At 71.9% G+C, this 26,332-nt stretch carries 26 protein-coding genes; 3 read left to right on the top strand and 23 right to left on the bottom strand.

Going from position 1 to position 26,332, the window contains the following annotated elements; translation table 11 throughout:
- Positions 1-38 precede the first annotated feature (38 nt).
- The 17 genes from NYO98_RS13130 to NYO98_RS13050 form a co-directional block, all read right to left on the bottom strand.
- The gene (locus tag NYO98_RS13130) at positions 39-1,256 is read right to left on the bottom strand and encodes a M23 family metallopeptidase (protein WP_268112179.1); all 1,218 of its coding nucleotides are present in this window, start codon (positions 1,254-1,256) and stop codon (positions 39-41) included.
- Positions 1,257-1,400: 144 nt separating this feature from the next.
- Positions 1,401-2,309 (bottom strand): permease-like cell division protein FtsX, encoded by a 909-nt coding sequence (ftsX, locus tag NYO98_RS13125; RefSeq protein WP_268112178.1) that lies wholly within the window; start codon positions 2,307-2,309, stop codon positions 1,401-1,403.
- A gap of 69 nt (positions 2,310-2,378) precedes the next feature.
- Positions 2,379-3,068, bottom strand: coding sequence for a cell division ATP-binding protein FtsE (ftsE, locus tag NYO98_RS13120; protein ID WP_268112177.1), 690 nt, complete (start codon positions 3,066-3,068; stop codon positions 2,379-2,381).
- 47 nt (positions 3,069-3,115) lie between these two features.
- Positions 3,116-4,231: a peptide chain release factor 2 gene (gene prfB / locus NYO98_RS13115; protein ID WP_268112176.1), complete on the bottom strand. Its 1,116-nt coding sequence runs from the start codon at positions 4,229-4,231 to the stop codon at positions 3,116-3,118.
- Positions 4,232-4,354: 123 nt separating this feature from the next.
- Positions 4,355-5,137 carry a hypothetical protein gene (locus NYO98_RS13110; protein WP_268112175.1) on the bottom strand — a complete coding sequence of 261 codons (783 nt, stop codon included), beginning with the start codon at positions 5,135-5,137 and terminating at the stop codon, positions 4,355-4,357.
- Between the two features lie 114 nt (positions 5,138-5,251).
- Positions 5,252-6,067, bottom strand: coding sequence for a hypothetical protein (locus NYO98_RS13105; protein WP_268112174.1), 816 nt, complete (start codon positions 6,065-6,067; stop codon positions 5,252-5,254).
- Positions 6,068-6,197: 130 nt separating this feature from the next.
- Positions 6,198-7,958, bottom strand: a complete 1,761-nt coding sequence (gene treZ / locus NYO98_RS13100) for a malto-oligosyltrehalose trehalohydrolase (RefSeq protein WP_268112173.1) — start codon at positions 7,956-7,958, stop codon at positions 6,198-6,200.
- A gap of 1 nt (position 7,959) precedes the next feature.
- Positions 7,960-10,281, bottom strand: a complete 2,322-nt coding sequence (treY, locus tag NYO98_RS13095; RefSeq protein ID WP_268112172.1) for a malto-oligosyltrehalose synthase — start codon at positions 10,279-10,281, stop codon at positions 7,960-7,962.
- A complete protein-coding gene (gene glgX, locus NYO98_RS13090; protein ID WP_268112171.1) occupies positions 10,278-12,458 on the bottom strand; it encodes a glycogen debranching protein GlgX in 2,181 nt (726 codons plus the stop codon). The genes treY and glgX overlap by 4 nt, the downstream gene beginning before the upstream one ends.
- A 338-nt stretch (positions 12,459-12,796) precedes the next feature.
- Entirely contained in the window at positions 12,797-13,240 is a 444-nt protein-coding gene (locus NYO98_RS13085; protein ID WP_268112170.1) for a Tad domain-containing protein, read from the bottom strand.
- The gene (locus tag NYO98_RS13080) at positions 13,237-13,716 is read right to left on the bottom strand and encodes a hypothetical protein (RefSeq protein ID WP_268112169.1); all 480 of its coding nucleotides are present in this window, start codon (positions 13,714-13,716) and stop codon (positions 13,237-13,239) included. Before NYO98_RS13080 ends, NYO98_RS13085 begins: the two co-directional genes overlap by 4 nt.
- On the bottom strand, positions 13,713-14,108 hold the full coding sequence (locus NYO98_RS13075; protein WP_268112168.1) for a TadE/TadG family type IV pilus assembly protein: 396 nt from the start codon (positions 14,106-14,108) through the stop codon (positions 13,713-13,715). Before NYO98_RS13075 ends, NYO98_RS13080 begins: the two co-directional genes overlap by 4 nt.
- 6 nt (positions 14,109-14,114) lie before the next feature.
- A complete protein-coding gene (locus NYO98_RS13070; protein WP_268112167.1) occupies positions 14,115-14,303 on the bottom strand; it encodes a hypothetical protein in 189 nt (62 codons plus the stop codon).
- A gap of 34 nt (positions 14,304-14,337) precedes the next feature.
- Entirely contained in the window at positions 14,338-15,279 is a 942-nt protein-coding gene (locus NYO98_RS13065) for a type II secretion system F family protein (RefSeq protein WP_268112166.1), read from the bottom strand.
- On the bottom strand, positions 15,276-16,130 hold the full coding sequence (locus tag NYO98_RS13060; RefSeq protein WP_268112165.1) for a type II secretion system F family protein: 855 nt from the start codon (positions 16,128-16,130) through the stop codon (positions 15,276-15,278). Before NYO98_RS13060 ends, NYO98_RS13065 begins: the two co-directional genes overlap by 4 nt.
- Entirely contained in the window at positions 16,130-17,398 is a 1,269-nt protein-coding gene (locus tag NYO98_RS13055; protein ID WP_268112164.1) for a CpaF family protein, read from the bottom strand. Before NYO98_RS13055 ends, NYO98_RS13060 begins: the two co-directional genes overlap by 1 nt.
- Positions 17,399-17,507: 109 nt before the next feature.
- On the bottom strand, positions 17,508-18,101 hold the full coding sequence (locus NYO98_RS13050; protein ID WP_268112163.1) for a dihydrofolate reductase family protein: 594 nt from the start codon (positions 18,099-18,101) through the stop codon (positions 17,508-17,510).
- Between the two features lie 326 nt (positions 18,102-18,427).
- Here NYO98_RS13050 and NYO98_RS13045 point away from each other — a divergent pair, with 326 nt between their 5' ends.
- Complete coding sequence (locus NYO98_RS13045) at positions 18,428-19,033, top strand: AraC family transcriptional regulator (RefSeq protein ID WP_268112162.1); 606 nt, start codon at positions 18,428-18,430, stop codon at positions 19,031-19,033.
- Positions 19,034-19,071: 38 nt separating this feature from the next.
- Positions 19,072-19,437: a zinc-binding dehydrogenase gene (locus tag NYO98_RS13040; protein ID WP_268112161.1), complete on the top strand. Its 366-nt coding sequence runs from the start codon at positions 19,072-19,074 to the stop codon at positions 19,435-19,437.
- Between the two features lie 4 nt (positions 19,438-19,441).
- Here the strand turns inward: NYO98_RS13040 and NYO98_RS13035 are convergent, their stop codons facing one another.
- On the bottom strand, positions 19,442-20,632 hold the full coding sequence (locus NYO98_RS13035) for an NAD(P)/FAD-dependent oxidoreductase (RefSeq protein WP_268112160.1): 1,191 nt from the start codon (positions 20,630-20,632) through the stop codon (positions 19,442-19,444).
- A gap of 79 nt (positions 20,633-20,711) precedes the next feature.
- Positions 20,712-21,347 (bottom strand): TetR/AcrR family transcriptional regulator, encoded by a 636-nt coding sequence (locus tag NYO98_RS13030; protein ID WP_268112159.1) that lies wholly within the window; start codon positions 21,345-21,347, stop codon positions 20,712-20,714.
- Between the two features lie 85 nt (positions 21,348-21,432).
- On the opposite strand from NYO98_RS13030, the gene NYO98_RS13025 reads away from it, so the two are divergent.
- Positions 21,433-22,968, top strand: a complete 1,536-nt coding sequence (locus tag NYO98_RS13025; RefSeq protein WP_268112158.1) for an MFS transporter — start codon at positions 21,433-21,435, stop codon at positions 22,966-22,968.
- Here the strand turns inward: NYO98_RS13025 and NYO98_RS13020 are convergent.
- From NYO98_RS13020 to ligD (NYO98_RS13005), 4 genes are all read right to left on the bottom strand, one after another.
- Positions 22,965-23,657 carry a response regulator transcription factor gene (locus NYO98_RS13020; protein WP_268112157.1) on the bottom strand — a complete coding sequence of 231 codons (693 nt, stop codon included), beginning with the start codon at positions 23,655-23,657 and terminating at the stop codon, positions 22,965-22,967. The genes NYO98_RS13025 and NYO98_RS13020 overlap by 4 nt on opposite strands.
- Before the next feature lie 80 nt (positions 23,658-23,737).
- Complete coding sequence (gene ligD / locus NYO98_RS13015) at positions 23,738-24,655, bottom strand: non-homologous end-joining DNA ligase (RefSeq protein WP_268112156.1); 918 nt, start codon at positions 24,653-24,655, stop codon at positions 23,738-23,740.
- Complete coding sequence (locus NYO98_RS13010) at positions 24,652-25,353, bottom strand: L,D-transpeptidase family protein (RefSeq protein WP_268112155.1); 702 nt, start codon at positions 25,351-25,353, stop codon at positions 24,652-24,654. The genes ligD (NYO98_RS13015) and NYO98_RS13010 overlap by 4 nt, the downstream gene beginning before the upstream one ends.
- Positions 25,350-26,282: a non-homologous end-joining DNA ligase gene (ligD, locus tag NYO98_RS13005; RefSeq protein ID WP_268112224.1), complete on the bottom strand. Its 933-nt coding sequence runs from the start codon at positions 26,280-26,282 to the stop codon at positions 25,350-25,352. The genes NYO98_RS13010 and ligD (NYO98_RS13005) overlap by 4 nt, the downstream gene beginning before the upstream one ends.
- Between the last annotated feature and the right edge of the window lie 50 nt (positions 26,283-26,332).

Genomic DNA, 26,332 nt, shown 5'->3' with positions numbered 1-26,332 from the left:
CAGAGCGTGTCCAGCCGGTTGTGCCCGGTCGTGGTCGGTCAGAGCCAGTTCATCGGGTCCACGGCCACGCCGTTGGCCATCACGGTGAAGTGCAGGTGGCAGCCCGTGGACCAACCGGTGCTGCCCTCGAAGCCGATGACCTGCCCCTCGGCGACCTGGTCACCGACGCCCACGTTGTAGCCGCTCGCGTGGTTGTAGATCGTGGCGATGCCCTTGCCGCCGAGCACGCCGTGGTCGATGACCAGCCGGTTGCCGTAGACGCCGCTGAAGTAGGACGACACGACCCGGCCGGGCGCGGCGGCGCGCAGCGGGGTGCCGCAGCCCCCACCGAAGTCGACCCCGTCGTGCAGGCCCCAGTAGTGGTAGATCGGGTGGGTCCGGTAGCCGAACGGCGAGGTGACGTAGCCGTCGACGGGATAGGCGAGCAGGCCGGGGCTCGGCGTGGAGGCCTGCGACCGGGCCTGCGACCGGGCCTGCGCGCGCTGGCGCCGCAGCGCGGCGAGGGCCCGCTTGCGCAGCATCTCCTCGATCTTCTGCTGCTCGTTCTCGAGCTTGCGCAGCTTCGCGAGGTCCTTGGCGCGAGCCGCGCTTGCGCCCTCGCGGGCGTCGCGGCGCTCGATGACCAGGGAGACGACGGAGTCCTTGGCCGCCTGCTCCTCGGCCTCGAGGGCCTGCATCAGCTCGAGGTGCTCGGCGGCGGCCTCGCGCTTGGCGGCCACCACGTCGCGGGCGTCGGCGACCTGGTCCTCGCGGACCTGGAGGAGCACCTCCGAGGCCTTGAGCTCGTCGTACTCGCGCGCCTCCTGGCCGACCACGACGTCGCGCACGCCGTCGCGCCGGGTGAGCTCCTCGGTGGACTCGGCGTCGAGGAGGGAGGAGAACGCGATCAGCTCGGGGTCGCCCTCGGAGTACATGTCGGCGACGGTGCGGGCGACCTTCTCCCGCTGGGCGTCGCGGTCGACCTTGCCCTGGGCCAGCGCCGCCTCTGCGGCGGCGAGCTCGGCCTCGGCGGCCGCCAGCTCCGCCTGCATCTGCGCGTCGCGCTCGGCGGCGACCTCCACCTTGCCCCGCGCGGTGGCGAGCCGCGTCTTGGCGACGTCGAGCTGCTGCTGCGCAGCGTCGAGGCGGGCCGCGGCCTTGCGCAGCTGCGCACTGGACTCGTCGAGGTCCTGGTGAGCGCCCTTGAGCTCGCGCTCGACCTTGTTCTTCTTGTCCTTGAGGTCGTCGGCGTGAGCAGCGGACACACCCAGCGCCATGACCGCAACGAGAGCTGCGGCCACAGGGCGGTGAGCGGCACGGGGGAAGGTACGCACCGGGGAAGCCTTTGCGTCGGGGAAGCGGGGAAGGGTGTCCTCCCGACGCACGGCCGGGCGGGACGCCTAGACGCTAACCTCCGCCGATCAGACTTTGAGGTATTTCCGCGTCAACACGAGTGTCGGGAGCAACGTCAGCACCGGACCGAGGATCGCGACCGCTCCGGCGGCCAGCCAGAACTCGTCCCAGCCGATCCACGGGACGAACCTCAGGTTCTGCTGGAGGTCACCGATCGCGAACCTCAGGAACGCCGCGAGCGCCCCGATGGCGAGGGCCACGCTGATCAACGCCGTGACCAGTGCCTCGAGGAGGAACGGCAGCGCGATGTAGAGGGTGGAGGCGCCCACGAGCCGCATGATGCCGATCTCCTTGCGCCGCGCGAAGGCGGCGAGTCGGATCGTGTTGGCGACGAGCAGCAGGGCCGCCAGCACCAGCAGCGCGGCCGTGCCCAGGGCGTACGTCCGCATCTTGGTGATGGTCGTGAGGATGGGTCCGACCTGCTCGCGCAGGTCACGCACCCGGGAGACGCCGTCGAGGCCCTGCACCGCACTGCTGATGCCTTCGTACTGCTCGGGGTCCTCGAGCGTGATCCAGATCGTCTGCGGCATGTCCTCCGCCGTCAGCGCGGGGTTGTCGCCGGAGAACAGCTCCTCGCCGTAGAGCTCCTTCGCCTTCTCCAGGGCGACCTCGCCGGACTCGAAGCGGTAGCTCGCCACCTCCGGGTTGTCCTCGACCACGGCCTCGATCTCCGCCTTCTGCGCCTCGGTCACCGGGTTGGGGCAGACCGGGTTGGAGTCGTTGAGCCGGCACAGGTAGACCGTGATCTGGAGCTGGTTGCCGAAGTGCTCGGCCGCACGCGTCGCCTGCTGCTGGAAGAGCAGGCCGATGCCCACGAGGGTCAGCGAGACGACCAGGGTGAGGATCACCGCGAGGTGCATCGTCAGGTTGCGTCGCAGGCCCTGGCCGAGCTCGGAGTAGACGTAGCGCAGCTGCATGGAGTGGGGGTCTCGATTCGTTCGGGGAGGCGGATCGGGTCCGGGCCGGCGGCCCGCGTCAGTTCTGCGTCAGTTCTGGTGGCCGTAGACGCCCTGCGCCTGGTCGCGCACGACGTGGCCGTTGTCGAGCTCGATGACGCGCTTGCGCATCTGGTCGACGATGCCGGCGTCGTGCGTGGCCATCACGACGGTGGTGCCGGTGCGGTTGATCCGGTCGAGGAGCTTCATGATCCCGACCGAGGTCGTGGGGTCGAGGTTTCCGGTGGGCTCGTCGGCGATGAGGATCATCGGCCGGTTGACGAACGCCCGCGCCACGGCGACGCGCTGCTGCTCGCCACCGGAGAGCTCGTCGGGCATCCGGTCGCCCTTGCCGCTCAGGCCCACCAGCTCGAGCGTCTCGGGGACGACGTCCTTGATCTCCTTGCGGGACTTGCCGATCACCTGGAGCGCGAACGCGACGTTCTCCGTCACGGTCTTGTTGGGCAGCAGGCGGAAGTCCTGGAAGACCGTGCCGATGTCGCGGCGCAGCCGCGGCACCTTCCAGCCGGCCAGCCGGTTGATCTCCTTCCCGGCGACGTAGACGCGGCCGGTGGTCGGGCGGTACTCGCGGAGCACCAGGCGCAGGAAGGTCGACTTGCCCGAGCCCGAGGAGCCCACGAGGAAGACGAACTCCCCCTTCTCGACGTCGACGGACACGTTGTCGAGCGCGGGGTGGGGGTGGCCGGGATAGGTCTTGGTGACCTTCTCGAAGCGAATCACGGCGTCGAGGCTACGTGAGGGGTGGACGCGATCGGCGAATCGCCGCCTCAGGCGTCGACCTTCTCCGCCCCGCGGCGCCAGCGGATCCCGGCCTCCATGAAGTCGTCGAGGTCGCCGTCGAAGACCGCGCTCGGGTTGCCGGACTCGTGGCCGGTCCGGAGGTCCTTGACGATCTGGTAGGGGTTGAGGACGTAGTTGCGCATCTGGTCGCCCCAGCTGGCCGCGACGTCGCCCTTGAGGTCCTTCTTGAGGGCGGCTTCCTCTTCCTTCTTCTTCGCCAGCAGCTTGGCCTTGAGCACGACCATGGCCGACGCCTTGTTCTGCAGCTGCGACTTCTCGTTCTGGCAGGAGACCACGATGCCGGTGGGGATGTGGGTGAGGCGGACCGCGGAGTCGGTGGTGTTGACCGACTGGCCGCCGGGGCCGCCGGAGCGGAAGACGTCGGTGCGGATGTCGTTCTCGTCGACCTCGATCTCGTCGGTCTGCTCGAGGACGGGCACGACCTCCACGGCGGCGAAGGAGGTCTGGCGGCGGCCCTGGTTGTCGAACGGGCTGATCCGCACGAGGCGGTGGGTGCCGGCCTCGACCGAGAGGGTGCCGTAGGCGTAGGGGGCGTGGATGGCGAACTCGGCGGACTTGATGCCCGCCTCCTCGGCGTAGGACACGTCGTAGACCTCGACGCCGTACTTGTGCTGCTCGGCCCAGCGCGTGTACATCCGCATGAGCATCTCGGCGAAGTCGGCGGCGTCCACACCTCCGGCGCCCGAGCGGATCGTCACGATCGCCTCGCGCTCGTCGTACTCCCCCGACAGCAGGGTGCGGATCTCGAGCGACTCGACGGCCTTCTTGATGCGGCCGAGCTCGGCCTCGGAGTCGGCGAGCGTGTCGGCGTCGCCCTCCTCCCGGGCCATCTCGACCATGAGGCCGAGGTCCTCGATGCGGGTCTCGAGACCGGTGTAGCGGTCGAGCTCGCCTTGCAGGGCGGAGAGGCGCCCGGTCACGCGGGTGGCGTTGGCCTGGTCGTCCCACAGGTCCGGCGCGGCGACCTGCTCGCCCAGGTCGGCGATCTCACCGCGCATCTTGTCGAGGTCGAGGACCTGACCGATGGTCTTCATGGTCGCCTTGAGCTGCTTGATCTCTACGTCGAAGTCGATGCCTGCCACAAGGAGCAACAGTACGGCTCACGCGGGAAGGGTGTCGAAAGCAGAGGTTCGGACGAACGGCAGCGGCGAGCACGCCCGGGCCTGTGAATCCGGTCGTGCCCGCCGCTGCGGAACGGGTGCGCGTCAGCGCGTGCAGAGCACCTCGGGCGTCGCGACGGCGGCGACGGCGGCCGGGGTCGCGGAGGTGGTCAGGTCGACCTTGAGGCGGAAGACGTCGGAGACGTCGAGGACCTCGTCGGCGATCACGGTGCCGACGGCCAGCGGGTGCGTGGCGAGCACGGCACCGTCGGCGGTGACCGTCACGGCGCCGCTGGAGCCGGTGGCGGAGCTGTCGGTGAGGGCGTACGTCGCGCGCAGGTCGGTGCACTTGCGCCCGAGGGTGTACTCCACCGACGACGGCGTGCCCGAGGTCGTGGTCGCCAGGCTCTGGCCGAAGTACTCGGCGCCGATGAGGACGCCCGCAGGCTCGACGTTCACGCGGGGGCCGCTGAGGCGGTAGACCAGCTTCTCCCACTTGTAGACCTCGACGGGAAGGGCCTTGCTGTAGCCCTTCTGCAGGCCCTTCGAGGCCGGCTTGAGCACGCGGTACTCGCGCGGGCCCTGGGTGGAGGGCTTGTCCTTGAGGACGTAGGTGCCGTTCTTCTTGATCTTGGCGTTGCCCGTGGACTTCCACGACTTCTTGTTGCCCACGCGCTGCTGCAGGACGACCTTCTCGCCGGCGGCCTTGGGCGTGACGCGACCCTTGACCTTGACGGTGTCCTCCTTGGCGACGGCGACCTCGATGTTGGCCTTGGCGGTGACCTTGTAGGCCTGCGCCTTCGCGGGCGCCGCCTGCGTCGGCGTGGTGAGCGCCAGCGAGCCGGCGGCGAGGGCCACGGTGGCGGCCAGTGCGGTCAAGCGGTTCATGGTTCTTTCCCCGTCGTGTGGGCCCGGGAGCGGGCCGTTCACGAGGGAGACGCGAGCCCCCACCAGAAAGTTGTCGGCGGATCCCCGAGGATCCGCCGACAGCGTCGCCGGGCGTCACGGCAGGAGGAGAACCTCCGGGTCACCCACGGCGGACCGGCCGGCCGGGGTCGCCGAGCCGACGAGGTCGAACCGCACGCGGAAGGCGTTGCGCACGTCGATGACGTAGTCCTCGACGATGGTCCCCGTGGCCAGCGGGTGCGTCACCACGGCGGTGCCGTCCACCGAGACCGTGACCGAGCCGGACGCGCCGGTGGTGGAGTCATCGGTCAGCGCGTAGGTCCCGCGCAGGCTGCGGGCCTTCCTGCCCAGGGTGTACTCGACGTAGCCGGGCGTGCCTGCCGTCTGCTGCACGAGGCTGGAGTAGTAGGGCTCGGCGCCGAACTGCGTGTAGGCGCCCACGAGGACCCCCGAGTTGGCGCCTACCTGCCTGATGGCCAGGCTGTACCAGCCCCACACGTCGAGCTGGAGCTCGCGGCTGGTGCCGGCCTTGACGCCGTCACCCCCGGGCTTGAGCACGCGGTAGAACCGCACGCCGGGCCGACTGGGCTCGTCCGTCAGCACGAACCTGCCGGACGACGTGACCTTCGCCGTGCCGGACTTCCGCCAGCGGTTCGACCCCTCGGGACGCTGCTGGAGGACGACCTTCTGGCCCGCGGCCCTGGGCTTCACCTTGCCCGTGATGCGGACGGTGTCCTCGCCGGCGGCCGCCTCGGACGTGTTGATGCTGGCCACGACCTTGTAGGTCTGGGCGGCGTGGGCGACCTGGCGGGTGCCGGGGTCAGCAGCCGGTGAGGCAGACGCGATCGGCGTCGGTGACACCAGTGCCAGTGCGGCGGCCGCGACGCAAGCGACGCGGGCGATGCGATTCATGACGAGCTCCCTTCTGGTGCGCGCCATGGCGGGTTCCACGACGCGCGTGGGTTGGCATCTCCAGCCTCGTGCGCCCGCCGTCGTACGTCATGAGGCGTTGGGCCCGACCTCGCGGGACCCTCGTCGTGCGTCAGCGCAGGAGCGCGCCGGCGTGCGGCGGGAGGACGACCGCGCTGTCGTCGAGGTCGACGCCGGAGGGCGTCTCGAAGAGGACCTCGCGGGCGTCGACCGGCACCGACACCTCGGTCTCGCCGGCGTTGACGAGGACGAGCAGGTCGCCGCGCCGCATGGTGAACAGGCGGCCGTCGACGCTGCACGAGACCGACCCGAAGGCCGGGTCGGTCAGCTGGGGCAGCTCGCGGCGCAGCCGGCCGAGCCGCCGGTAGCAGTCGAGCACCACCGCGTGGCGCCCCGTCCCCAGCTCGGCCCAGTCCAGCTTCGACCGGCGGAACGTCTCGGGGTCCTGGGGGTCGAGGACCTCGTCGGGGTCCCAGCCCATCCGCTCGAACTCCGCGATCCGGCCCTCGGCGGTCGCCGTCCCGAGCTCGGGCTCGGGGTGGGAGGTGAAGAACGCGAACGGCGTCGAGGCGGCCCACTCCTCCCCCATGAACAGCATCGGGGTGAACGGCCCGGCGAGCGTCAGCAGCGCGGCGCACGCGAGCTGGTCGTCGTCGAGGTGCTCGGCGAGCCGGTCGCCGCGGGCGCGGTTGCCGACCTGGTCGTGGTTCTGGTTGGCGACGACGAGCCGCCAGGTGGGCATGTGCTCGGTGTCGACCGGCGCACCGTGGTCGCGCTCGCGGAACGACGAGAACGTGCCGTCGTGGAAGAAGCCCTTCTCGCACACCTTCGCCAGCGCCTCGAGCGGCTCGAAGTCGGCGTAGTAGCCCGTGGTCTCGCCGCTCAGCGCGACGTGGACGGCGTGGTGGAAGTCGTCGCTCCACTGGGCGTCGAGACCGTGGCCGCCTGCCTCGCGCGGGCGGACGAGGAGGGTGTCGTTGAGGTCGGACTCGGCGATCAGGGTGAGCGGTCGGCGGAGGTGCGCGGACAGCGCGGCCGTCTCGACCGCCATCTCCTCGAGGAGGTGGACCGGCGAGGTGTCCTGCAGCGCGTGCACGGCGTCGAGCCGCAGCGCGTCGACGTGGTAGTCCTCGAACCACATCCGGACGTTGTCGAGGATGTAGCGGCGCACCTCCGCCGACCCCTCGCCGTCGAGGTTGACCAGGTCGCCCCACGTGTTGCGGCCGGCCTTGAGATAGGGCCCGAACAGCGGGAGGTAGTTGCCCGACGGGCCGAGGTGGTTGTGGACGACGTCCTGCACGACCCCGAGTCCCGCGGCGTGGCAGGCGTCGACGAAGCGGCGGTAGGCGTCCGGGCCGCCGTACTGCTCGTGCACGGCGAACCAGCCGACACCGTCGTAGCCCCAGTTGTGGGTGCCGTTGAAGGCGTTGACCGGCAGCAGCTCGACGAGGTCGACACCGAGGTCGACGAGGTGCTCGAGCCGCTCGGTCGCGGAGTCGAGCGTGCCCGCCGGCGTGAACGTGCCGACGTGCAGCTCGTAGATCACCGACCCCGGCAGCTGGCGCCCGGTCCACGCGGCGTCCTGCCACTCGTACGTCGTCCGCTCGCGCCGGGAGAGCTCGTGCACGCCGCCGGGCTGGCGGCGCGAGCGCGGGTCCGGGCGCGGGTCGGGGGCGTCGTCGAGGAGGTAGCCGTAGTCGACGGTGTCCGCCGAGGCCCAGGTCGGCAGGCCCTCGGCCGGCGTCCACCACCCGTCGTCGCCGCGCTGCATCTCGACGGCACCACCGCCGTCGCCGTCGACGACCAGCCGCACCCGCTGCGGGCGCGGTGCCCAGACGTCGAAGGGACCCCGAGAGCCCCGAGAGGTGGTCATGTCAGTCCTTCCGCACCAGGAGGGCGACCGGGTGGACGGCGAGCAGCGCGTCCAGCCGGCCGTCGGTGTCGAGCCCGGTCAGCACGTCGTGCCAGCGGCCCTCGGGCAGGTCGAGCGCGGTGTCGCCCCAGCCACCGGCCGCGGCCAGCCCCACGGGCAGGCGGGTGGCCACCGCGATGGCGCCGCCGCGGTCGAAGGCGACCGCGTGCGGTGCGGCGGACCCCGAGGCGGTGACCGGGGTGTAGCCGGTGAACAGCTCGGGCCTCTCGCGACGGAGGGTGAGGGCGGTGCAGGTGACGTGCAGCTTGGTCGCGGCGTCGTCCTCGGCGGTGCCGGCGAGCACCGCGGCCCGGTGCTCGAAGTCGACCGGCCGCCGGTTGTCGGGGTCGACGAGCGAGGTCTCGTAGAGCTCGCTGCCCTGGTAGACGTCGGGCACGCCCGGCATCGTGATCGCGAGGAGCTTGGCCGCGAGCGAGTTCGCCTGGGCGGGCGCGTCGATGCGGGCGGCGAGGTCGACCAGCACGGCCCGCACCTCCTCGGAGTCGAAGACAGCGTCGACCGCGGCGTGCACCTGCGACTCGTACGCCTCGTCGGGCTCGGTCCACGTCGTCCGGTCGCCCGCCTCCCGCATCGCCTTCTCGGCGTAGCCGTGCAGCCGGTCGCGGAGGTCGGGCAGGTGGTCGGGCGTCCACGCGCCCAGCACGGCCTGCCACAGCAGCGAGCCGAACCCCTCGTCGGGGACGGGCGCGAGGCGGAGCAGCTCGTCGAGCGCGCGCTCCCAGTGCCCCGGCTCCTCGGCCAGCACGGTGATGCGGGCGCGGACGTCCTCGCCGCGCTTGGTGTCGTGGGTCGAGAGGGTGACCATCGCGTCGGGCCAGTCGCGCTGCCGCGCCGCCATGGCCTCGTGCCAGTCGTCGACGCCGATCGCGAAGATCGAGGGGTCTCCGCCGACCTCGTTGAGCGAGGTCAGCCGGGACCAGCGGTAGAACGAGCAGTCCTCGACACCCTTGGCCATGACCATCCCGGAGGTCTGCTGGAAGCGCCGGGCCGGCTGGCCCCACTCGTCGTGGAGGATCGGCTCGAGGACGTCGTACGTCGTCGCGAGGTCGGCGCGCTGCTCCCGCGCGCGGGCGAACGCCTGGTCGAGGTGGTCGCGGCCCCCGGGCAGGTAGGAGCGGTAGACCGGGAAGCAGGCGAGCAGCTCGCTGACCGCGTCGGCCACGGCATCCTCGTCGGCGCTCTCCTCCCGCGACTCCAGCACGCGCTCGACCTCGCGGGTGATGCGCAGGACCTCGGAGTGCAGGATGCCGTCGGCCACGGCGCGCTTGTTGTCGTGGACCATCTGCTCCCAGTCCACGCTCGTGCCGCGGAGCCGGTCCTCGAGCGCGGTCAGCGGCGCCTCGCCGGCGGGGTCGGTGAGCAGCCGGTCGATGAGCGCGAGCGCGTCGTAGCCGGTGGTGCCGGCGGTCGCCCAGTCGGCGGGCAGGTGCTCGCCGGGCTCGAGGATCTTCTCGACGAGCACGTAGGCGCCGCCGGTCAGGGCGGCGAGGTCGTCGAGGTAGCGCTTGGGGTCGCGCAGGCCGTCGGGGTGGTCGACGCGGAGCCCGTCGACGAGCCCCTCGTCGAACCACCGCTTGACCTCGACGTGGGTCTCGGCGAAGACCTCGGGGTCCTCCACGCGCACCGCGGCGAGCGTGTTGACGGCGAAGAAGCGCCGGTAGTTGAGGTCCTCGTCGGCCGCGCGCCAGTTGACCAGCTCGTAGTGCTGCTCCTCCAGCGTCGTGGTGCCGGGCGCCATCGGGAAGCGCTGGTCGTGGTAGCGGACCTCGCCCTCCCCGTTCTTCGACCGGGCGATGCGGATCGCGCCCTCGTCGTGGTCACCGATGACCGGGATCACGATGCGGCCGTCGCCGGCCGCCCAGTCGACGTCGAACGCGCTCGCGTGCTCGGACTCCCGCCCGAGCTTGAGCACGTCCCACCACCACGGGTCCTCCGACGGCGTGGCGACGCCGACGTGGTTGGGCACGATGTCGACCAGCACGCCCATCCCGAGTCGACGCGCCTCGGCCGAGAGCGCGGCCAGGCCCTCCTCGCCGCCCCGCTCGGGGTCGACGTGGTCGAAGGCGACGACGTCGTAGCCGTGCGTGCTGCCCGGCTCGGAGGCCAGCAGCGGCGAGAGGTAGACCCAGTCGACCCCGAGGTCGTGCAGGTAGGGCAGCACCCGCGCCGCGTCGTGGAGCGTGAAGTCGGGGCTGACCTGCAGCCGGTAGGTGCTGTGCGGCGTACGACGCTGGGCGGCGTCGTCTCGGTGTGCGTCGGTCACGTGACGTCCGTACCCGAGCGCGCGGCCAGCGATGCAGCGACCGAGTGGTCGGGGCTGACCTCGGGCTCGGAGTGCTCGCGGAGCACGACGAGGCTGTGCGTGCCGAGGTCGAAGGTCCCGCCGGCCTCGAACGTCGGGCCGGCGTCGGCGTCGCCGCCGGTGTCGATGACGACGTCCCACGCGGCGGCGTACTCCTCCGGCGGCAGCGTCACCTGCGCCGGGCCGTCGGCGTTGAAGTAGAGCAGGAAGTGGTCGTCGGTGATCGTGGCGCCGCGAGCGTCCTTGCCGGCGATGCCGTTGCCGTTGAGGTACATCCCGATCGCCTTGCCGCCCTCCCAGTCGCCGTCCTCCATCGGCTCGCCGTCGAGGCCGAGCCAGACGATGTCGTTGAGGCGCTCGCCGTCACCGGTGCGCACGGTGGTGCCGGTGAAGAAGCGCTTGCGGTGGAAGGTCGGGTGGTCGGCACGCAGCTTGGCCACGGCCGCGGTGAACTCGATGAGCGGCTTGTCGGCGTCGTCCCAGTGCACCCAGCTGATCTCGCTGTCCTGGGCGTAGGTGTTGTTGTTGCCGTCCTGGGTGCGGCTCAGCTCGTCGCCGTGCAGCAGCATCGGCACGCCCTGGCTGAGCAGCAGGGTCGCGATGAAGTTGCGCTGCTCGCGCGCACGCGCCTCGAGGATCTCGGGGTCGTCGGTTGGGCCCTCCACGCCGTGGTTCCACGAGCGGTTGTGGCTCTCCCCGTCGTTGTTGTCCTCGCCGTTGGCCTCGTTGTGCTTCTCGTTGTAGGACACGAGGTCGCGCAGCGTGAAGCCGTCGTGGGCGGTGACGAAGTTGATGCTGGCGAACGGCCGCCGCCCGGAGTGCTCGTAGAGGTCGGAGGAGCCGGACAGCCGCGAGGCGAACTCGCCCAGCGACGGCTCGCCGCGCCAGAAGTCGCGCACGGTGTCGCGGTAGGCGCCGTTCCACTCGGTCCACTGCGGGGGGAAGCCGCCGACCTGGTAGCCGCCGGGGCCGATGTCCCACGGCTCGGCGATCAGCTTCACCTGGCTGACGACCGGGTCCTGCTGCACCATCTCGAAGAAGGTCGAGAGCTTGTCGACGTCGTAGAACTCGCGGGCCAGCGTGGCGGCGAGGTCGAAGCGGAAGCCGTCGACGTGCATCTCGGTGACCCAGTAGCGCAGCGAGTCCATGATCAGCTGCACCGAGTGCGGGTGGCGCACGTTGAGGGTGTTGCCGGTGCCGGTGTAGTCCATGTAGTAGCGCTGGTCGTCCTCGACGAGGCGGTAGTAGGCCGCGTTGTCGATGCCCTTGAAGCTCAGCGTGGGGCCGAGGTGGTTGCCCTCGGCGGTGTGGTTGTAGACCACGTCGAGGATGACCTCGATGCCGGCGGCGTGCATCGCCTTGACCATCGCCTTGAACTCCTGGACCTGCTGGCCCTGCTGGCTGGAGGCGTAGTCGGCGTGCGGGGCGAGGAAGGCGAGGGTGTTGTAACCCCAGTAGTTGCGCAGCCCCTGGTCCAGCAGGGTCGAGTCCTGCACGAACTGGTGCACCGGCATCAGCTCGATCGCGGTGACGCCGAGCTTCTTGAGGTGGGCGGTGACCGAGGGGTGCGCCAGACCGGCGTACGTCCCCCGCTGCTCCTCGGGCACGTCGGGGTGCAGCTGGGTGAGGCCCTTGACGTGCGCCTCGTAGATGAAGGACTCGTTGTAGGGGATGGAGAGGCGGCGGTCGCCCTCCCAGTCGAAGAACGGGTTGATGACCACGCCGTGGGTCATGTGCGCGGCGGAGTCCTCGTCGTTGCGCGAGTCCTCGTCGCCGAAGTTGTAGGAGAACAGCGACTGGTCCCAGTCGATCTCGCCGGCCGTGGCCTTGGCGTAGGGGTCGAGGAGCAGCTTGTTCGGGTTGCAGCGCAGGCCCTGGGTCGGGTCCCAGGGACCGTGGACGCGGTAGCCGTAGCGCTGGCCGGGCTGCACCGTCGGGATGTAGCAGTGCCAGACGTAGGCGTCGACCTCGGTGACCTCGATGCGGGTCTCGGTGAAGGAGCCCGCGTTGTCGGGGTCGGGGTCGAACAGGCACAGCTCGACGCGCTCGGCGACCTCGCTGAACAGGGCGAAGTTCGTGCCGGTGCCGTCGAAGGTGGCACCCAGGGGGTAGGCAGTGCCGGGCCAGGTCTCGGTCATGGCTTGAAACTACCGGCGGCGTGGCCCCGGGCTTGCTTTCGGACCATCTGATGGGGTGGGGCGGTGACGACCGTCACCGACCGCCGCTCGTCAGCCTCGAGTCCCGCTCGCTGCGTCATACGAACCGGGGGCTATGGGTGCGCCTTCGCATGACGCAGCACGCTCCCCCACCCCAGCGTCATACGAACCGGGCGCTATGGGTACGCCTTCGCATGACGCAGCACGCTCCCCCACCCCAGCGTCATACGAACCGGGCGCTATGGGTACGCCTTCGCATGACGCAGCACCACGCGCCACCGGACGATCCACCCCGGACCTCCGGTGCCTGATCCCCACCCTCAGCCACCGGGGACCACCGTCACGGCGGCGGTGCTGCTGGCGCCGACGACCGGGTTGCCCGGCGAGCCGGGGATGGTGAGCGGCAGGTCGAGAGGCGCGCTCAGCCGGACGGTGACGGAACGACCGACGGGGTCGACGCGCACGCCGACGTCGATGCCGGGGTACCTCAGGACTGCGTCTGCGCGAGCGAGGTAGTCGCGCACGGCGGCCTCGACCGCTGCCTCCTGCTGGGTGAGGCGCTCGCCGTCCAGGCCCTGCTCGTAGATGCCGGCAGACCCGAGGTCGGCGCCGTAGAGGGCGGCGCCGTCCGCGAGGTTGTCGAGGCCCTGCCGTTGGAGGTACGCCGACGACGCGTCGATGACGACGACGACCGCCATGAGCAGGATGCTGGCGAACCCGATGATCAGGAGCGTCACCTGCCCGTGCTCGTCGCGCCGCCTCATCGGTCACCCTCGCGGTCGTCGGCCCCGCTCTCGACGTACTGCCCGATCGGGACCGTGTGGGTGGCGTCGAGCGAGAAGCTCGCGGCGCCCTTCCCGAGGATCGCCGGGAAGAACGGCAGGTCGACGCCGGAGTCGACGCGGACGGTGATGACCGACGTGCCGACGTGGCAGTTCCCCGCGGGAGCGTCGCAGGTGACGGTGACCCGGGCGCGCTGGCCGGGGGTGCCCTGGTCGGCGAGGACCTGTCGTACGACAGCGTCGGCGCGGGCCGCTCCCGTGGCGTCGTCCGGCGCCAGGGCGTAGGCGCGTCCGGCCGCGCGGGCAGCGGCGCTGGTGGCGAACGCGCCCTGCTGCACCTCGAAGACCGAGATGACGATCCAGACGAGCGGGACCAGCAGGATGATCGCGAGCCAGCTGAGCTCGACGAGCGCAGAGCCCTGCTCGTCGCGCCGCGGGGCCTGTCGCGGCCGGCTCACGGTGGCGCCACCTCGGCGACGGCGTGCCCGGACACGCGGATGGGGACGCCTGCGCCCCCGAAGCCGAGCAGGCCCACGTCGGCGGTGACGACCGCCTCGTAGCCGGGGGCGCCGCCCACGAGGGCCGGTCGTACGCTCACCGAGCGGACGAAGTCGGCCGACAGGGCGCCGCTGACCAGCTCCTGCACCTTCGCGCGGCCGGCCGGCGCCGACGAGCCGGCGACCGCCGCGTGCCGGGCGCCCTCCGCCGCAGCGGAGGCCAGGGTGTTGCGCACGTGGAGCACCAGCGCGAGCTGGAGGATGCCGATGACCAGCGGCAGGAGGACGAGCAGGACGAGGACGAAGTCGACGACCGCAGCCCCGCGCTCGCTGGTGCGAACGCGGCGAGGCACGCCGGCCTAGCCGCTGACCATGGCGAAGGCCCGCGCCAGCAGTGCGCGCAGCTCGTCGCTGACGAAGGGCGTGAGCGCGGCGACCACGATGGCGGTCATCAAGGTGACCATCACCCAGCCGGGCACGTCACCGCGATCGTCGCGAGGCCGTGCCGCTGTCAGGTGGAGGAGGAGTCCCGAGACGGACGGGTGCATGGGTTGTCCTTTCGTTGAGGTGCGAGGGAAGGCGTCAGGGGGTGGTGAGCCGCAGGCCCAGGACCCCCGGATAGAAGGCGAACAGGATCGTCACCGGCAGCACGAAGAAGACGACGGGCGCCATCATCGCGATCTCCTTGCGGGCGGCGGTCTCGATCAGCAGGCGGCGGCCCGCTTCTCGTACGTCGGCGGCCTGGGCGTGCAGCACGTCGGCGAGCGGGGTGCCGCGCTCCATCGCGACGGTGATCCCGGTGGCGAAGCGGGCCACGATCGGAAGTCCCGTGGAGCGGGCGAGCGACTCGAAAGCAGCACCGACGGGCTCGCCCGTGCGGATCCGGGCGAGCACCTGGGCGAGGTCGTCGGAGAGGGCGCCGTGGCTGCGGCGGACGACGCGGTCGAGCGCGGCGACCGGGCTCTCTCCGGCGGCGACGGACAGCGCCAGCAGCTCGGCGACCGTCGGGAACTCGACGAGGACCTGCCGCTCGCGGTCCTTCACCTGCGCGCTGAGCCGGTTGTCGCGGAGGAGGACGCCGCCCACGAAGCCGAGCACGCAGAAGACCGCGCCCGACCCGATCCCGCCGACCCCGCCGAGCGCGCGCAGGAGCACGACGGCGGCCGCGGCGGCGAAGCCGACCAGACCCCAGACGACCTGCTCGGTGCGGAAGTCCTGGACCGTCCGGTCGAGGCCGGCGCGCTGGAGCCGACGGCGGACGGAGGTGCTCCCGCCGAGCACCCGCTCGACCAGGTCGGCGGCCTGGCGCAGGAGAGGCCCGAAGATCCCCGCGGCGGCCGAGGTCGGCGCGGAGGTGGCCGGTCGGAGCACGACGGACTGGTCGAGCCTGGGCACGTCGCGCAGGTAGGGCAGCACGCGGTCCGACAGCTGCGGCCGGCGCAGCACGGCGATCCGCGTCCCGACCAGGAGCAGGCCGGCTCCGGCCACGGCACCGAGGAGGGCTCCCCACACGGCGGTGCTCACGACAGGATCCGCTTCTCGGTCGGCAGACGGCCGATGCGCATCATCGCCCAGTAGGCGAGCACGCAGACGCCGAAGCCGATGCCCAGCACGAGGACGCCACCCGGCGAGGCGTACTGCCGGATCGCCGTGGTCTGGAACGACATCAGGAGCAGCACGATCCACGGCGCGGCGACCGCCAGGCGGGCACCGTTGACGGTCCACGCCTGCCGCGCCTCCAGCTCGGACCGGGTGCGCGCGTCGTCGCGCAGGAAGCCGGACAGGTTGCGCAGCAGCCGCCCGAGGTCGCCGCCGCCGACCTCGCGGGCGAGCCGGAGCCCCTCGATGACCCGGTCGCCGACGGGGTCGGCGAGCCGGTCCTTGAGCCGGTCGAGGCACTCCCCGAACCGGCCGGTGACCTGGTAGTCGAGGGCGAACCGGGCGAAGTCGGCGCGCAGGGCCTCGGGCCCGTTGGTGCCGAGCGCCGCAACGGCGTCCGGCAGCGAGAGCCCGGCTCGGACCGCGCTTGCGAGGTTGTCGACCGCCTCCGGCCACACCTCGGCGAAGTCGCGCAGCCGTCGGGCCGCCCGCTGGCGCAGCACCGCGACCGGGAGGTAGGCGGCCATGGCCGCGAAGACGACCGCCACCGGGACGGTCCGCGACACCGTCTGGACGAGCGCGAACGCCACGGCGAACAGCACCGCGCACAGCGAGAGCACGCTCGTCGGCGTGACGTCCGCGAGGCCCGCCCGGCCGAGGAGGCGGCCCAGCGCCGAGGAGCCCGGCGTCGTCGGGCGTGGCCGGCGCGGCAGGGCGAAGGCCGACCAGATCAGCAGCAGGCCGATGCCCACCCCGAGACCGACGAGCGCACCCATCAGCGAGCGACCTCCTCGGCGGAGAGCAGCTGGTGGACGTCGATGCCGACCCGCTCGTAGCGCTCGACGCGAGCGGGCACGCCGCCGGTGCGACGCAGCTCGGGGCCGTGGCGCACGAAGATCGGCTCGACCTCGATGACGTCGGCCTCCACGCGCCCCGGCACGGACACGATCTCGTTGACGCAGCGTACGCCGTCGGCGCCGAGGCCGAGGTGCACGACCAGGTCGACGCTGGTGGCAACCGTCGGCACCACGAAGCGCGCCGAGATGTTGTCGCCGGCCAGCAGCGGCAGCGTGCACATCTTGACCAGCGCCTCGCGCGCACTGTTGGCGTGGAGCGTGCACATGCCGGGCAGGCCGGAGTTGAGAGCGAGCAGCAGGTCGAGGCACTCGGCCGCGCGGACCTCGCCGACCAGGATGCGGCTCGGGCGCATCCGGAGCGCCTCCTTCACGAGGTCGCGCAGCACGATCTCGCCCGTCTGCTCCAGCCCGGCCTGCCGAGTCTGCATCGCGACCCAGTCGGGATGGGCGAAGCGCAGCTCGAAGACCTCCTCGGCGCTCACCACCCGCTCGCCCCCGGGCACCGCGGCGGCGAGGCAGTTCAGCATCGTCGTCTTGCCGGCCTGCGTGCCTCCCGCGACAAGGACGTTGAGGCCGGCGCGGACCGATGCCTCGAGGAAGCGCGCCGCCTGGGGCGTCAGGCTCCCGAGGGCGACGAGGTCGGACAGCCGGTGCGCCCGGAGGAGGAACTTGCGGATGTTGACGGCGGTGAAGCCCCGCGTGATCCCCTCGAGGACGACGTGGAGGCGGTGTCCTTCCGGCAGCATCGCGTCGACGAAGGGGGTGGAGATGTCGAGCCGGCGCCCGCTCGACTTCAGCATCCGCTCCACGAGCTCGCTGACCTGGGCGGCATCGAGCCGGAGGTTGGTCAGCTCGTGGCGCCCGCGGCGGGCGATGAACACCCGGCTCGGGTCGTTGATCCAGATCTCCTCGACCTCCGGGTCGTCGAGGAAGGGCTGCAGCGGCCCGAAGCCCGACACGCGCGCGACGAGCTCGCCCACCATCGCGCTGTCGTCGGCGACCGGGGCGACCGCGCCCGTGAGGCTGAGGTTGTCGTGGTCGCGGACGACGTCCTCCGCGATGCGGCGTACGACGAGGGCCTCGCGCTGCGGGTCGACGCCCTCGCGCCGCACCCGCTCGCGCACCTGGAGGTCGAGCCGCTCGACGAGGTCGTCGACGTGCGGTCGCGTGACGCGATCAACGGCCATGTGGTGCCTGCTTCCCCGAGAAGTCCTGCACGAGGGACGCTACCCAGCAGACGGCCCCGGAAAACAGCCTCGAGGCAAAGGTTGTGGAGAACTGCTCCATCGACAGTCGTCACCCGCGCGCGAGGTCGTAGGAGACCACCAGGCTGCCCGACGAGGTGGTCCCGCAGCTCGTGAGGGTGAGGGACAAGGGCTCGTCGAGTTCGGGGAACAGGCGCTTCCCGGAGCCGAGCACGAGGGGGTGCACGAACAGCCGGAGGCTGTCGACGAGGCCATGCTGCATGAGTGCACGCACCAGGACACCACTGCCGAGGACGGCTATGTCGCCGGTCCCGGTGGCCTTCAGGCGCGCGACCTCGGTGGCGAGGTCGCCGGACATGACCGTCGTGTTGTCCCAGGTCGCGTCGGCATCACCCAGGGTGGTGCTGGCGACGTGCTTGGAGGTGGAGGTGAGGTGTGAGGCCATGACGTCGCTCGGTGGCTGGTGGGGCCAGAACGCCGCCATCTTCTCGTAGGTCTTGCGGCCGAAGAGGTAGGCGCTGGTGCCGCTCAGCCCGTCCTCGCTCGTCGAGGTGTGGATGGCCTCGGCGTACGGGGCTCCCCATCCGCCGTGCCTGAAGCCGCCCTCTCGATCCTCGTCCGGGGATCCCAGTCCTTGCATCACTCCGTCGACCGACAGGAACTCGATCGCTACCAGCTCGCGCATGATGTACTCCTTTCTGACCCCAGACTGCTGCGCGGCAAGGTGATGTGCCTTGGACGAAATCGACCCTCACGCGAGAGCCGACGTGCGCGCGGTGGCCGGCGGGCCGACTGGCCCCGTCTTGGTCAGGCACGCGGTGCATCCCGGGCTCCGTGGGCTGGTCGCGGGCATGGTCGGCTACCGGGAGCACTCCCACGAGCCGGTGCTGCGCCGCCAACCTGCGGGCACCTTGCTGCCGGTCGTCCTGTCGTTCGGGCCGGGGTTGGAGATCCTGCACCTCTCGCACGGCGTGGGCATCGGGGGCGAAGGACTCGTTCGTCGCCGGCCCGATGCCCGGACACGCCACGACGTCCTTCGAGTCCAGCCAGCACTGTCTCCAGGTCTACGTGACCCCGCTCGGCGCCTCGCGGCTCTTCAGCGCTCCGGCTTCCGCGATCGCGAACCAGGTGGTCGACCTCACCGATGTGATCCCGGACTTCGACGAGGGGTTCCGTGACCGGGTGTGGTCGGCCGGTCGTTGGGACCGACGCTTCGCGCTGCTCGACGAGGCACTCCTCGGACTCGCTGCGCGCTCGCACGAGCCCGACCCGATGGTCGCCTGGATGTGGCGCCAGATCCACACGAGCCACGGATCGACCCGCATCGCTGACCTGGTGAGCGAGACGGGGATGAGTCACCGCCACGTGACGACGAGGTTCTCGCACGTCATCGGCACTACTCCGAAGGTTGCCGCCGCCGTGGTGCGCTTCGAACGAGCAGCGGCAGCACTGCACCACCACGACTCGATCGCCGATGTCGCGGTGAGGTACGGGTACGCCGACCAGAGCCACCTGACGCGCGAGGTCGTGCGTTTCAGCGGTGACACGCCCGCACAGCTGCGTGCGGCGAGACGGCCCACGGCCCACACCGCCCTCGGCGCCGAGCCGCCTCCCTAGGACCACGGTGGCCCCTGGTCACCGGTGCCGGCGGCGCCGTGGGGCTCGCGACCGACCCGGTGGACGCGGTCGCCGAGCCGGTCGACGTGCTGCTCAACCTCGCGCCGATCTCACCCGAGGACTTCACCCGGCTGGCCGGCCTCGTGCGAGACGGCGGCGTCGTGGTCAGCACCACCGTCTGGATGCCGGCGCCCTCCGACGACGAACGCGAGGTCCGCGGGATCGACCTCTACGTCCGCAGCGATGCCGACCAGCTCGCCGAGCTCGTCTCCCGCGTCGATGCGGGCGACCTCCGCGTCGACGTCGGCGAGCGGGTGTCCCTGGACGAGGTGACCGACGTCCACTCCCGCGCGGCCGCCGGCACGCTGACCGGCAAGGTCGTCGTGGTCGTCGACAGCGAGTGAGGCCTCAGACCCGACCGCGGAGGATCCGCCGCCAGTAGACCTGCGGCAGCACGTGGCGATCCACCCACCACGTCACCGCCCGCGGCCTCGTCAGGTCGGGCCACGGCACCGTGGGCTGCGACCGGCCGTCGCGGTCGACCTCGACGAGCATCAGCCGGTGGCGGGCGGTGGTGATCGGCATGACGGTGTAGCCGTCGTAGTGCCCCAGCGGGCGGTCGAGGCGGGCGGCCAGGATGTTCGGCGCGAGGATCGCCACCTGCTTGCGCAGCGCTCCACCGGACGGCCGGGTCCGCAGGTCGGCGACGTCGCCGAGCGACCACACGTCCGGGAAGCGGCGGTGCCGCATCGTGAGGGGGTCGACGTCGACGAGCCCGGCCGGGTGCTCGCCCGCCAGCCCGGCGTCGGCGACCCAGCGGGGAGCCCGGTAGTGCGGGACGACGTGGGCGAAGGCGACGTCCTCGACCACCTCCTCCCCCGTCGGCGTGGCCAGGGTGACGCTGCGGCCGGCCAGCCGGGACACCGCCGCCTCGCGGTGGACGCGGACGTCGTACGACGCCAGCGCCTCCTCGAGCCGCGCGTCCGGGCCGTCGAGACCGAGCGGCGACGCGCCGGGGAGCACCAGGTGCACGTCGACGTCGTCCAGCACGCCGGCGCGGCGCCAGTGGTCGCAGACCATGAACAGCGGCTTGAGCGCCGTGGCGCCGCACGGCGCCGGCTCGGGAGGGACGGTGAAGACCACCCGACCGGACCGCAGGCCGCGCAGCGCCGGCCAGACCCGCGCGGCGGTGTCGTCGTCGAAGGTCGACGCGGCCCACCCGGCGTCGTACGCCTCCCGCAGGCCGGGCGTGGCGTCCCAGTCCTCGTCGAGACCGGGGCACACGACGAGCGTCCGGCACGTGAAGCGGCGTCCGGACCGGGTCTCGACGGACATGGCGGCCGGATCGACCGCCACGACCTCGTCGCGCAGCGTCGTGCCCCCGTCGGGGACCACGCTGTCGGCCGGGCGCGAGAGGGACGACATCGTGGCCTCGCCGCCGCCGACATAGCTCAGCAGCGGCCGGTAGCGGTGCACCGGACGCGACTCGACCACCGCGACGTCGGGAGCACCGTCACGCAGCAGCCGGGCCGCGAGCGAGGTGCCCGCGTTCCCTCCACCCACGATCAGGACGTCGTGGTGCTGCGGGGCGTCGGCCACAGGGTCCTCCGGTCTCCGTCGGGCCCCGTCGGGCACCTGTGCCGACCGTAGCGCGCGGGTCCCACCCGCCGAGGACCCGTCAGCGGCTGAGTGCCGGCCACTCCCCCCGGCGCCCGAGCCCGCGGTCGATCCCGAGCAGCAAGCCGGTCAGGGCGGCGTCCCGGTCGGGCTCGGCCATGCCGCGGAGGGGACCCTCGACGTTGAGGACCGAGAAGCCGTGGACCGCCGACCAGCAGGTCACGTCGGCGCCCGGACGGTCGCGCGGGTCGAGGTAGCCCACCGCGACCAGCTCGTCGAGGGCGGCGTTGAGCATGCTGTAGGGATCCTCGCCGTCGGGGTCCTTGCCTTCGGGCGGCTCCGGGTAGGCGGTGAAGAGCAGCCGGAACAGGCCCGGCTCGGTGAGGGCGAAGTCGACGTAGCCGACCCCGATCTGCACGAGGCGGCGGCGGGCGCGGATGACCGGGTCCACCTCGTCGACCTGGGCGAGGCGGTCGTGCACGACCGCTAGCAGCGCGTGCATCGCCCGCTCGGCGACCGCGTCGACCAAGGCCTCGCGGTCGGCGAAGTGGCGGTAGGCCGCGGCGTGCGACACCCCGACCCGGCGGGCCAGCTCCCGCAGCGAGAGGGCCTCCGGCCCCCCGTCGCGGACCACCTCGACGCCGGCCTCCACGAGCGCCTCGCGGAGGTTGCCGTGGTGGTAGGGCGCGCGGGTCACAGCTCCAGACTAGACGATGTTGACAGCGGTCACATTCTGCCGCACTCTGATGTTACCGCCGTCAACATCGTCTTCCGGAGTCGCCATGAACCGCCGAGCAGCCCTCCTCGCGACCACGTGCCTGGCCGCGCTGACCATCAACCTCGACACCACGATCGTCAACGTGGCGCTCCCCAGCCTCGCCCGCGAGCTCGACGCCGACACGCGCGAGCTGCTGTGGGTCGTCGACGGCTACAACCTCGCCTTCGCCTCGCTGGTCCTCGCGATGGGCAGCCTGAGCGACCGCTTCGGCAGGCGGCCCTCGCTGGTCTTCGGCCTCGCCGCCTTCTCGACCGCCAGCGGCGCGGCTGCCCTCGTGCACAGCGTCGAGGCGCTGGTCGCGCTGCGGGTCGTCATGGGAGCGAGTGCCGCCCTGATCTTCCCCACCACGCTGTCGATCATCGCCAACGCCTTCACCGAGCGCCGCGAGCGTGCCACCGCGCTCGGCACCTGGGGTGCCGCCGTGGGCATGGGCGTCGCGCTGGGCCCGGTGTCGGGCGGCCTGCTGCTCGAGCACTTCTCGTGGCACAGCGTCTTCTGGGCCCTCGTCCCGGTGGGCCTCGTCGCGATCGTGATGACGTTGGCCTTCGTCCCGGAGTCGCGCGACCCGGGCGTGCCACCCCTCGACCTGCCCGGCCTGGCGGTCTCCGTCGCCGCCCTCGGCACCCTGACCTGGACCATCATCGAGGCGCCCGAGCACGGCTGGACCTCGACGGTGACGCTGTCGGGCTTCGCCGTCGCCGGCGCCCTCTCGCTCGCCTTCGTGGCGATCGAGCGCGCCGCCGAGCACCCGATGCTCGACGTCACGCTGTTCGCCGACCGCCGGTTCAGCGCGGCGTGCGCGTCGGTGACCATCGCGTTCTTCGCGCTCTTCGGGTTCATCTTCCTCATCACGCAGTTCTTCCAGTTCCTGCGCGACTACTCCGCACTCGGCACCGGCGTCCGCATCCTGCCGGTCGCGATCGCCATCGCGGTCGCCTCCGTCGCGGGTGGCCAGCTGGCCCCGCGACTGGGCACCAAGGCGGTCGTGGGCACCGGGATGCTCCTGCTCGGGTCGTCGTTCCTGTGGGTGTCGACGATCGACGTGGACGTCGACTACGCCACGACCGTGGTGCCCCAGATGGTCCTCATGGGACTCGGCCTCGGCCTGATCACCACGCCCGCGACCGAGTCGATCATGCAGGTGCTCCCTCCCGCCCGCGCCGGCGTGGGGTCAGCGGTCAACGACGCCACCCGCGAGCTGGGCGGCACCCTGGGCGTCGCCGTGGTGGGCTCGCTCTTCTCCTCGCTGTACGGCGCACGGCTGGTCGAGCTGCTCGAGGGTCGACTGGACCCGGCGACGCTCGACGCGGCGCGCGACTCCGTGGGCTTCACCGACGCCCTCGCTGCCCAGGTGCCCGGCGTGACCCGGGCGATGGAGACGGCCTTCGTCGACGGTCTCTCGCGCGGGAGCCTCGTGGTCGGCCTGCTGTGCCTGGCGGGCTCGGCGGCCGCGTGGGTGGCGCTGCCGGCCAACCGCTACGACCCCCTGGCGGAGGGCGAGCTCGCGCTGACCGGACCGGAGGAACGCGGCTCGGCCTAGACGCCGGTCTCGAGCCGGAAGCCGACGCCGCGGATCGCGACGACCTTCTCCCCCGCCGCGGCGGCCTCGAGCTTGCTGCGGAGACGGCCGATGGTCACGTCGAGGGTCTTCGTCGAGCCGTACCAGTTCTGGTCCCAGACCTCGTTCATCAGCGTCTCGCGCGGCACGACCTTGTCGTGGTTGGTGGCGAGGACGGCCAGGACGTCGAACTCCTTGGCGGTCAGCGCGATCTCGCGGTCGCCGAGGTGGACCCGGCGCGACGCGGCGTCGATCTTGAGGCCGGACGAGGTGGTGACGGTCGTGTCGTCGGGGGCGGGGGTGCTGCCGCTGCGGCGCAGGAGCGCGCGCACGCGGGCGAGGAGCTCGGCGAGGCCGAACGGCTTGGCGAGGTAGTCGTCGGCGCCGACGTCGAGGCCGACCACGCGGTCGAGCTCGCCGGCGCGGGCGGTCACCATGATGATGCCGCCGAGGTAGCCGCCCGAGCGCATCTGGCGGCACACGTCGATGCCGTCCATGTCGGGCAGGCCGAGGTCGAGGATCACGACCGCCGGGCCCTCGCCCACGGCGAAGGCGACGGCCTCGGCTCCCACGGACACGCGGTTGACCTCGTAGCCCTCGCGCTCGAGGGTGCGCATGAGGGGGACGGCGATGTCCTCTTCGTCCTCAACCACCAGCACGTCGTGAGCCATGGCGAGAGCATAGATGCAGGTCCCGACGCGCATGGCCCGAATCCGGGGGACATCTGTGCGGTCCACCCGCACGGAGGGTGTCAGGCCTCGAAGACGTCACTCAGGCGGGCCACCCGCTCCAGCACCTGGTCCATCGTGAGCTGCTCGAGCGCGAGGTCGTCCTCCGCGCCCTCCTCGACCTCGTCCCACGTCAGCGGCGCGGCGACGGTGGGTCGCTCGCGCCCGCGCAGCGAGTAGGGCGAGATGGTGGTCTTGGAGCCGGAGTTCTGCGACCAGTCCAGGAACACCTTGCCGGGCCGCTTGGCCTTGGTCATCACGCTCGTGACCAGGTCGGGATGCTCCTTCATGAGCTCCTCGGCGACCTCCTTCGCCAGCGCCGTCGTACCGTCGCTGTCCAGGCTGCCGCGCCCGTCGGAGAGAGGGGCGTAGAGGTGCAGGCCCTTGCTGCCGCTCAGCACGGGCGTGCACCCCAGGTCGCGCTCCGCCAGCGCCTCGCGCACCATCAACGCGACCCGGGCGCACTCATGGAGCCCGGCCGGCTCGCCGGGGTCGAGGTCGATGACGAGGCGGTTGGGGTTGCGGGGCCGTCCCTTCGCGTCGACCGTCCACTGGTGCACGTGCAGCTCGAGCGCGGCGAGGTTGGCCAGCCACGTGAGGGTGGCGAGGTCGTCGCAGATCGGGAAGCGGATCGTGCCGTCCCCCTTGCCCGACCGCGAGCCGGTGGTGGACACCTCGTGCGTACGCACCCACGACGGGGTGCCCGCCGGTGCGTTCTTCTCGAAGAAGCTCCCCTTCTCCACCCCGTGCGGCCAGCGGATCCTGGTGACCGCGCGGTCCTTCAGGTGCGGGAGCAGGACCGGCGAGACCTGGGCGTAGTAGTTGAGCACCTCGCCCTTGGTCGTGCCGGTGCGCGGGTAGAGCACCTTGTCGAGGTTGCTGATGGTGAGGGTGCGGCCGTCGACGTCGACCTGGACCTCCGTGCCGTCCCGGGGGCTCATCTGCCGATGCCGATCACGGGCACGCGGGCGGGGTCGAGGAGACGCACGAGCGAGCGGATGAACCGCCGCGGGGCGCTCACGCACCCGGCCGTCGCGCCGCGCCCGTTGACGTGGAGGAAGATGCCGGCGCCGCGGTGTCGCACCTGCTCGACGTTGAAGTCGGTGACGATCGACCACTCGTACTGCCGCGGGTAGTCGGTCAGCCGCTCCGACGAGTCGGGGTCGGACGACGGCAGCCACCAGCGGAAGCCACCGTCGCGCTGGTTGCGCAGCTGGTTGTAGAAGTCGGAGGCGTTGTCCTGCACCCAGTGGTCCCCCTTGCGGATCCGGTGGTGCGGCAACCGGGCGCGCCGGTCGGCGGCGTGGGTGCCGAAGGTGGAGATCAGTCCGTAGGTGCCCAGCGGCGTCGTCCCCGATCCCTGGCGCCGCCGGTCGCCGTCGACGAGCCCGCCGTAGCCGGTGCGGCCGTCGGCCGTGGTCAGCTGCCGCGTCCACCCCTCGGCGGTGAGCCGCCACAACGAGACGCGGGCGCGCACGCCGCGGGCGTGGTCGACGGTGACGACCTGCGTGGTGCCGGGGCGGAGCTCGACGCGTACGCCGTCGAGGCGGACGACGTCGGCCCGCTGGGCCTCGGCTCCTGCGCCCGTCGGCGCGAGCAGCCCCGCCGCCACGAGCGTCGCCAGCAGCAGCCGCCTCACGCGAGGTCCCCTGTGGAGAGAAGGTCCTCGGGCGAAAGGTCGTCACGCACGCCCTGGAACGACGGCTGGCGCAGGCGCTGGTAGCCCAGGCCGTGGGTGTCGATGTCGACCACGACCCGCGGCTCGACCCAGAACGTGCCGGCGGCGTCGATGCGGGGCACCTCGTCCGCGAACGGCGACGCCGTGGCCGCCAACGGCGCCATGAGCGCGGCCAGCCGGGAGCTGGTCGCTCCGGCGATGCCGCTGCCCACCCGCCCGCGGTAGAGAAGGCCGTCGGGGGTCTGCTCGCCGACGAGCAGCGACGCCAGCCGGTCCGTCGTACCGGTCTGCGGGCGCCAGCCGCCGACCACGAACGACCCGCGGTGGCGGTGGGCGAGCTTGCGCCAGTCCTCGCTGCGGGCGTCGAAGCGGTAGCGCGAGCCGCGACGCTTGCTCACCACGCCCTCCAGCCCCTGCTGCCGGGTGGCCTCGAACAACATGTCGCCGTCGTCGTACGCCGCCGGGACCTGCCACTTCGAGTCGCCGAGCGGCAGGCCCTCGAGCAGCGCGCGTCGCTCCTCCAGCGGCCGGGCGGTCAGGTCCTCCCCGTCGAGGCGGAGCAGGTCGAAGACCATCAAGGTGGCGGGGACCGTCGTCACCAGGCGCGCGACCTCTCGGGCGTTGCGGACGTGCATGCGGTGCTGGAGCACCCTGAAGTCGGGGACGCCGCGCTCGTTGAGGGCGATCACCTCGCCGTCGACCATCAGGTCGCGATCGCCCAGCGGCGGCGCGGCGAGCTCGGGCCAGGCGGGGGTGACGTCGTTGTCGTTGCGGCTGGTCATGCGTACGACGCCGTCGTGGACGTCGACGAGCACGCGCACGCCGTCCCACTTCACCTCGTGCAGCCACTGCGCGCCGGTCGGGACGCGGTCGGTCTTGCTGGCGAGCATCGGGCGCACGCGTGCAGTCTGGCATCCCTGCGTCCCCCATCTGGAGGGAG

Source organism: Nocardioides pini, from assembly GCF_026712185.1.
Classification (GTDB): domain Bacteria; phylum Actinomycetota; class Actinomycetes; order Propionibacteriales; family Nocardioidaceae; genus Nocardioides; species Nocardioides pini.
The sequence above is the reverse complement of the archived record's forward strand: the minus strand, read 5'-3'. Positions and strand labels throughout refer to the sequence as shown.

Bases quoted from the DNA above. Each gene is read 5' to 3' on its own strand.
- NYO98_RS13110 (WP_268112175.1), bottom strand. From the start codon at position 5,137: ATGAACCGCTTGACCGCACTGGCCGCCACCGTGGCCCTCGCCGCCGGC.
- ligD (WP_268112156.1), bottom strand. From the start codon at position 24,655: ATGAGCCCCCGGGACGGCACGGAGGTCCAGGTCGACGTCGACGGCCGC.
- NYO98_RS13060 (WP_268112165.1), bottom strand. From the start codon at position 16,130: ATGGGTGCGCTCGTCGGTCTCGGGGTGGGCATCGGCCTGCTGCTGATC.
- NYO98_RS13020 (WP_268112157.1), bottom strand. From the start codon at position 23,657: ATGGCTCACGACGTGCTGGTGGTTGAGGACGAAGAGGACATCGCCGTC.
- treZ (WP_268112173.1), bottom strand. From the start codon at position 7,958: ATGACCACCTCTCGGGGCTCTCGGGGTCCCTTCGACGTCTGGGCACCG.
- NYO98_RS13105 (WP_268112174.1), bottom strand. From the start codon at position 6,067: ATGAATCGCATCGCCCGCGTCGCTTGCGTCGCGGCCGCCGCACTGGCA.
- NYO98_RS13045 (WP_268112162.1), top strand. From the start codon at position 18,428: ATGCCCGGACACGCCACGACGTCCTTCGAGTCCAGCCAGCACTGTCTC.
- NYO98_RS13050 (WP_268112163.1), bottom strand. From the start codon at position 18,101: ATGCGCGAGCTGGTAGCGATCGAGTTCCTGTCGGTCGACGGAGTGATG.
- ftsX (WP_268112178.1), bottom strand. From the start codon at position 2,309: ATGCAGCTGCGCTACGTCTACTCCGAGCTCGGCCAGGGCCTGCGACGC.
- NYO98_RS13025 (WP_268112158.1), top strand. From the start codon at position 21,433: ATGAACCGCCGAGCAGCCCTCCTCGCGACCACGTGCCTGGCCGCGCTG.
- NYO98_RS13070 (WP_268112167.1), bottom strand. From the start codon at position 14,303: ATGCACCCGTCCGTCTCGGGACTCCTCCTCCACCTGACAGCGGCACGG.
- ligD (WP_268112224.1), bottom strand. From the start codon at position 26,282: ATGCTCGCCAGCAAGACCGACCGCGTCCCGACCGGCGCGCAGTGGCTG.
- glgX (WP_268112171.1), bottom strand. From the start codon at position 12,458: ATGACCGAGACCTGGCCCGGCACTGCCTACCCCCTGGGTGCCACCTTC.
- NYO98_RS13085 (WP_268112170.1), bottom strand. From the start codon at position 13,240: ATGAGGCGGCGCGACGAGCACGGGCAGGTGACGCTCCTGATCATCGGG.
- NYO98_RS13055 (WP_268112164.1), bottom strand. From the start codon at position 17,398: ATGGCCGTTGATCGCGTCACGCGACCGCACGTCGACGACCTCGTCGAG.
- NYO98_RS13130 (WP_268112179.1), bottom strand. From the start codon at position 1,256: ATGGCGCTGGGTGTGTCCGCTGCTCACGCCGACGACCTCAAGGACAAG.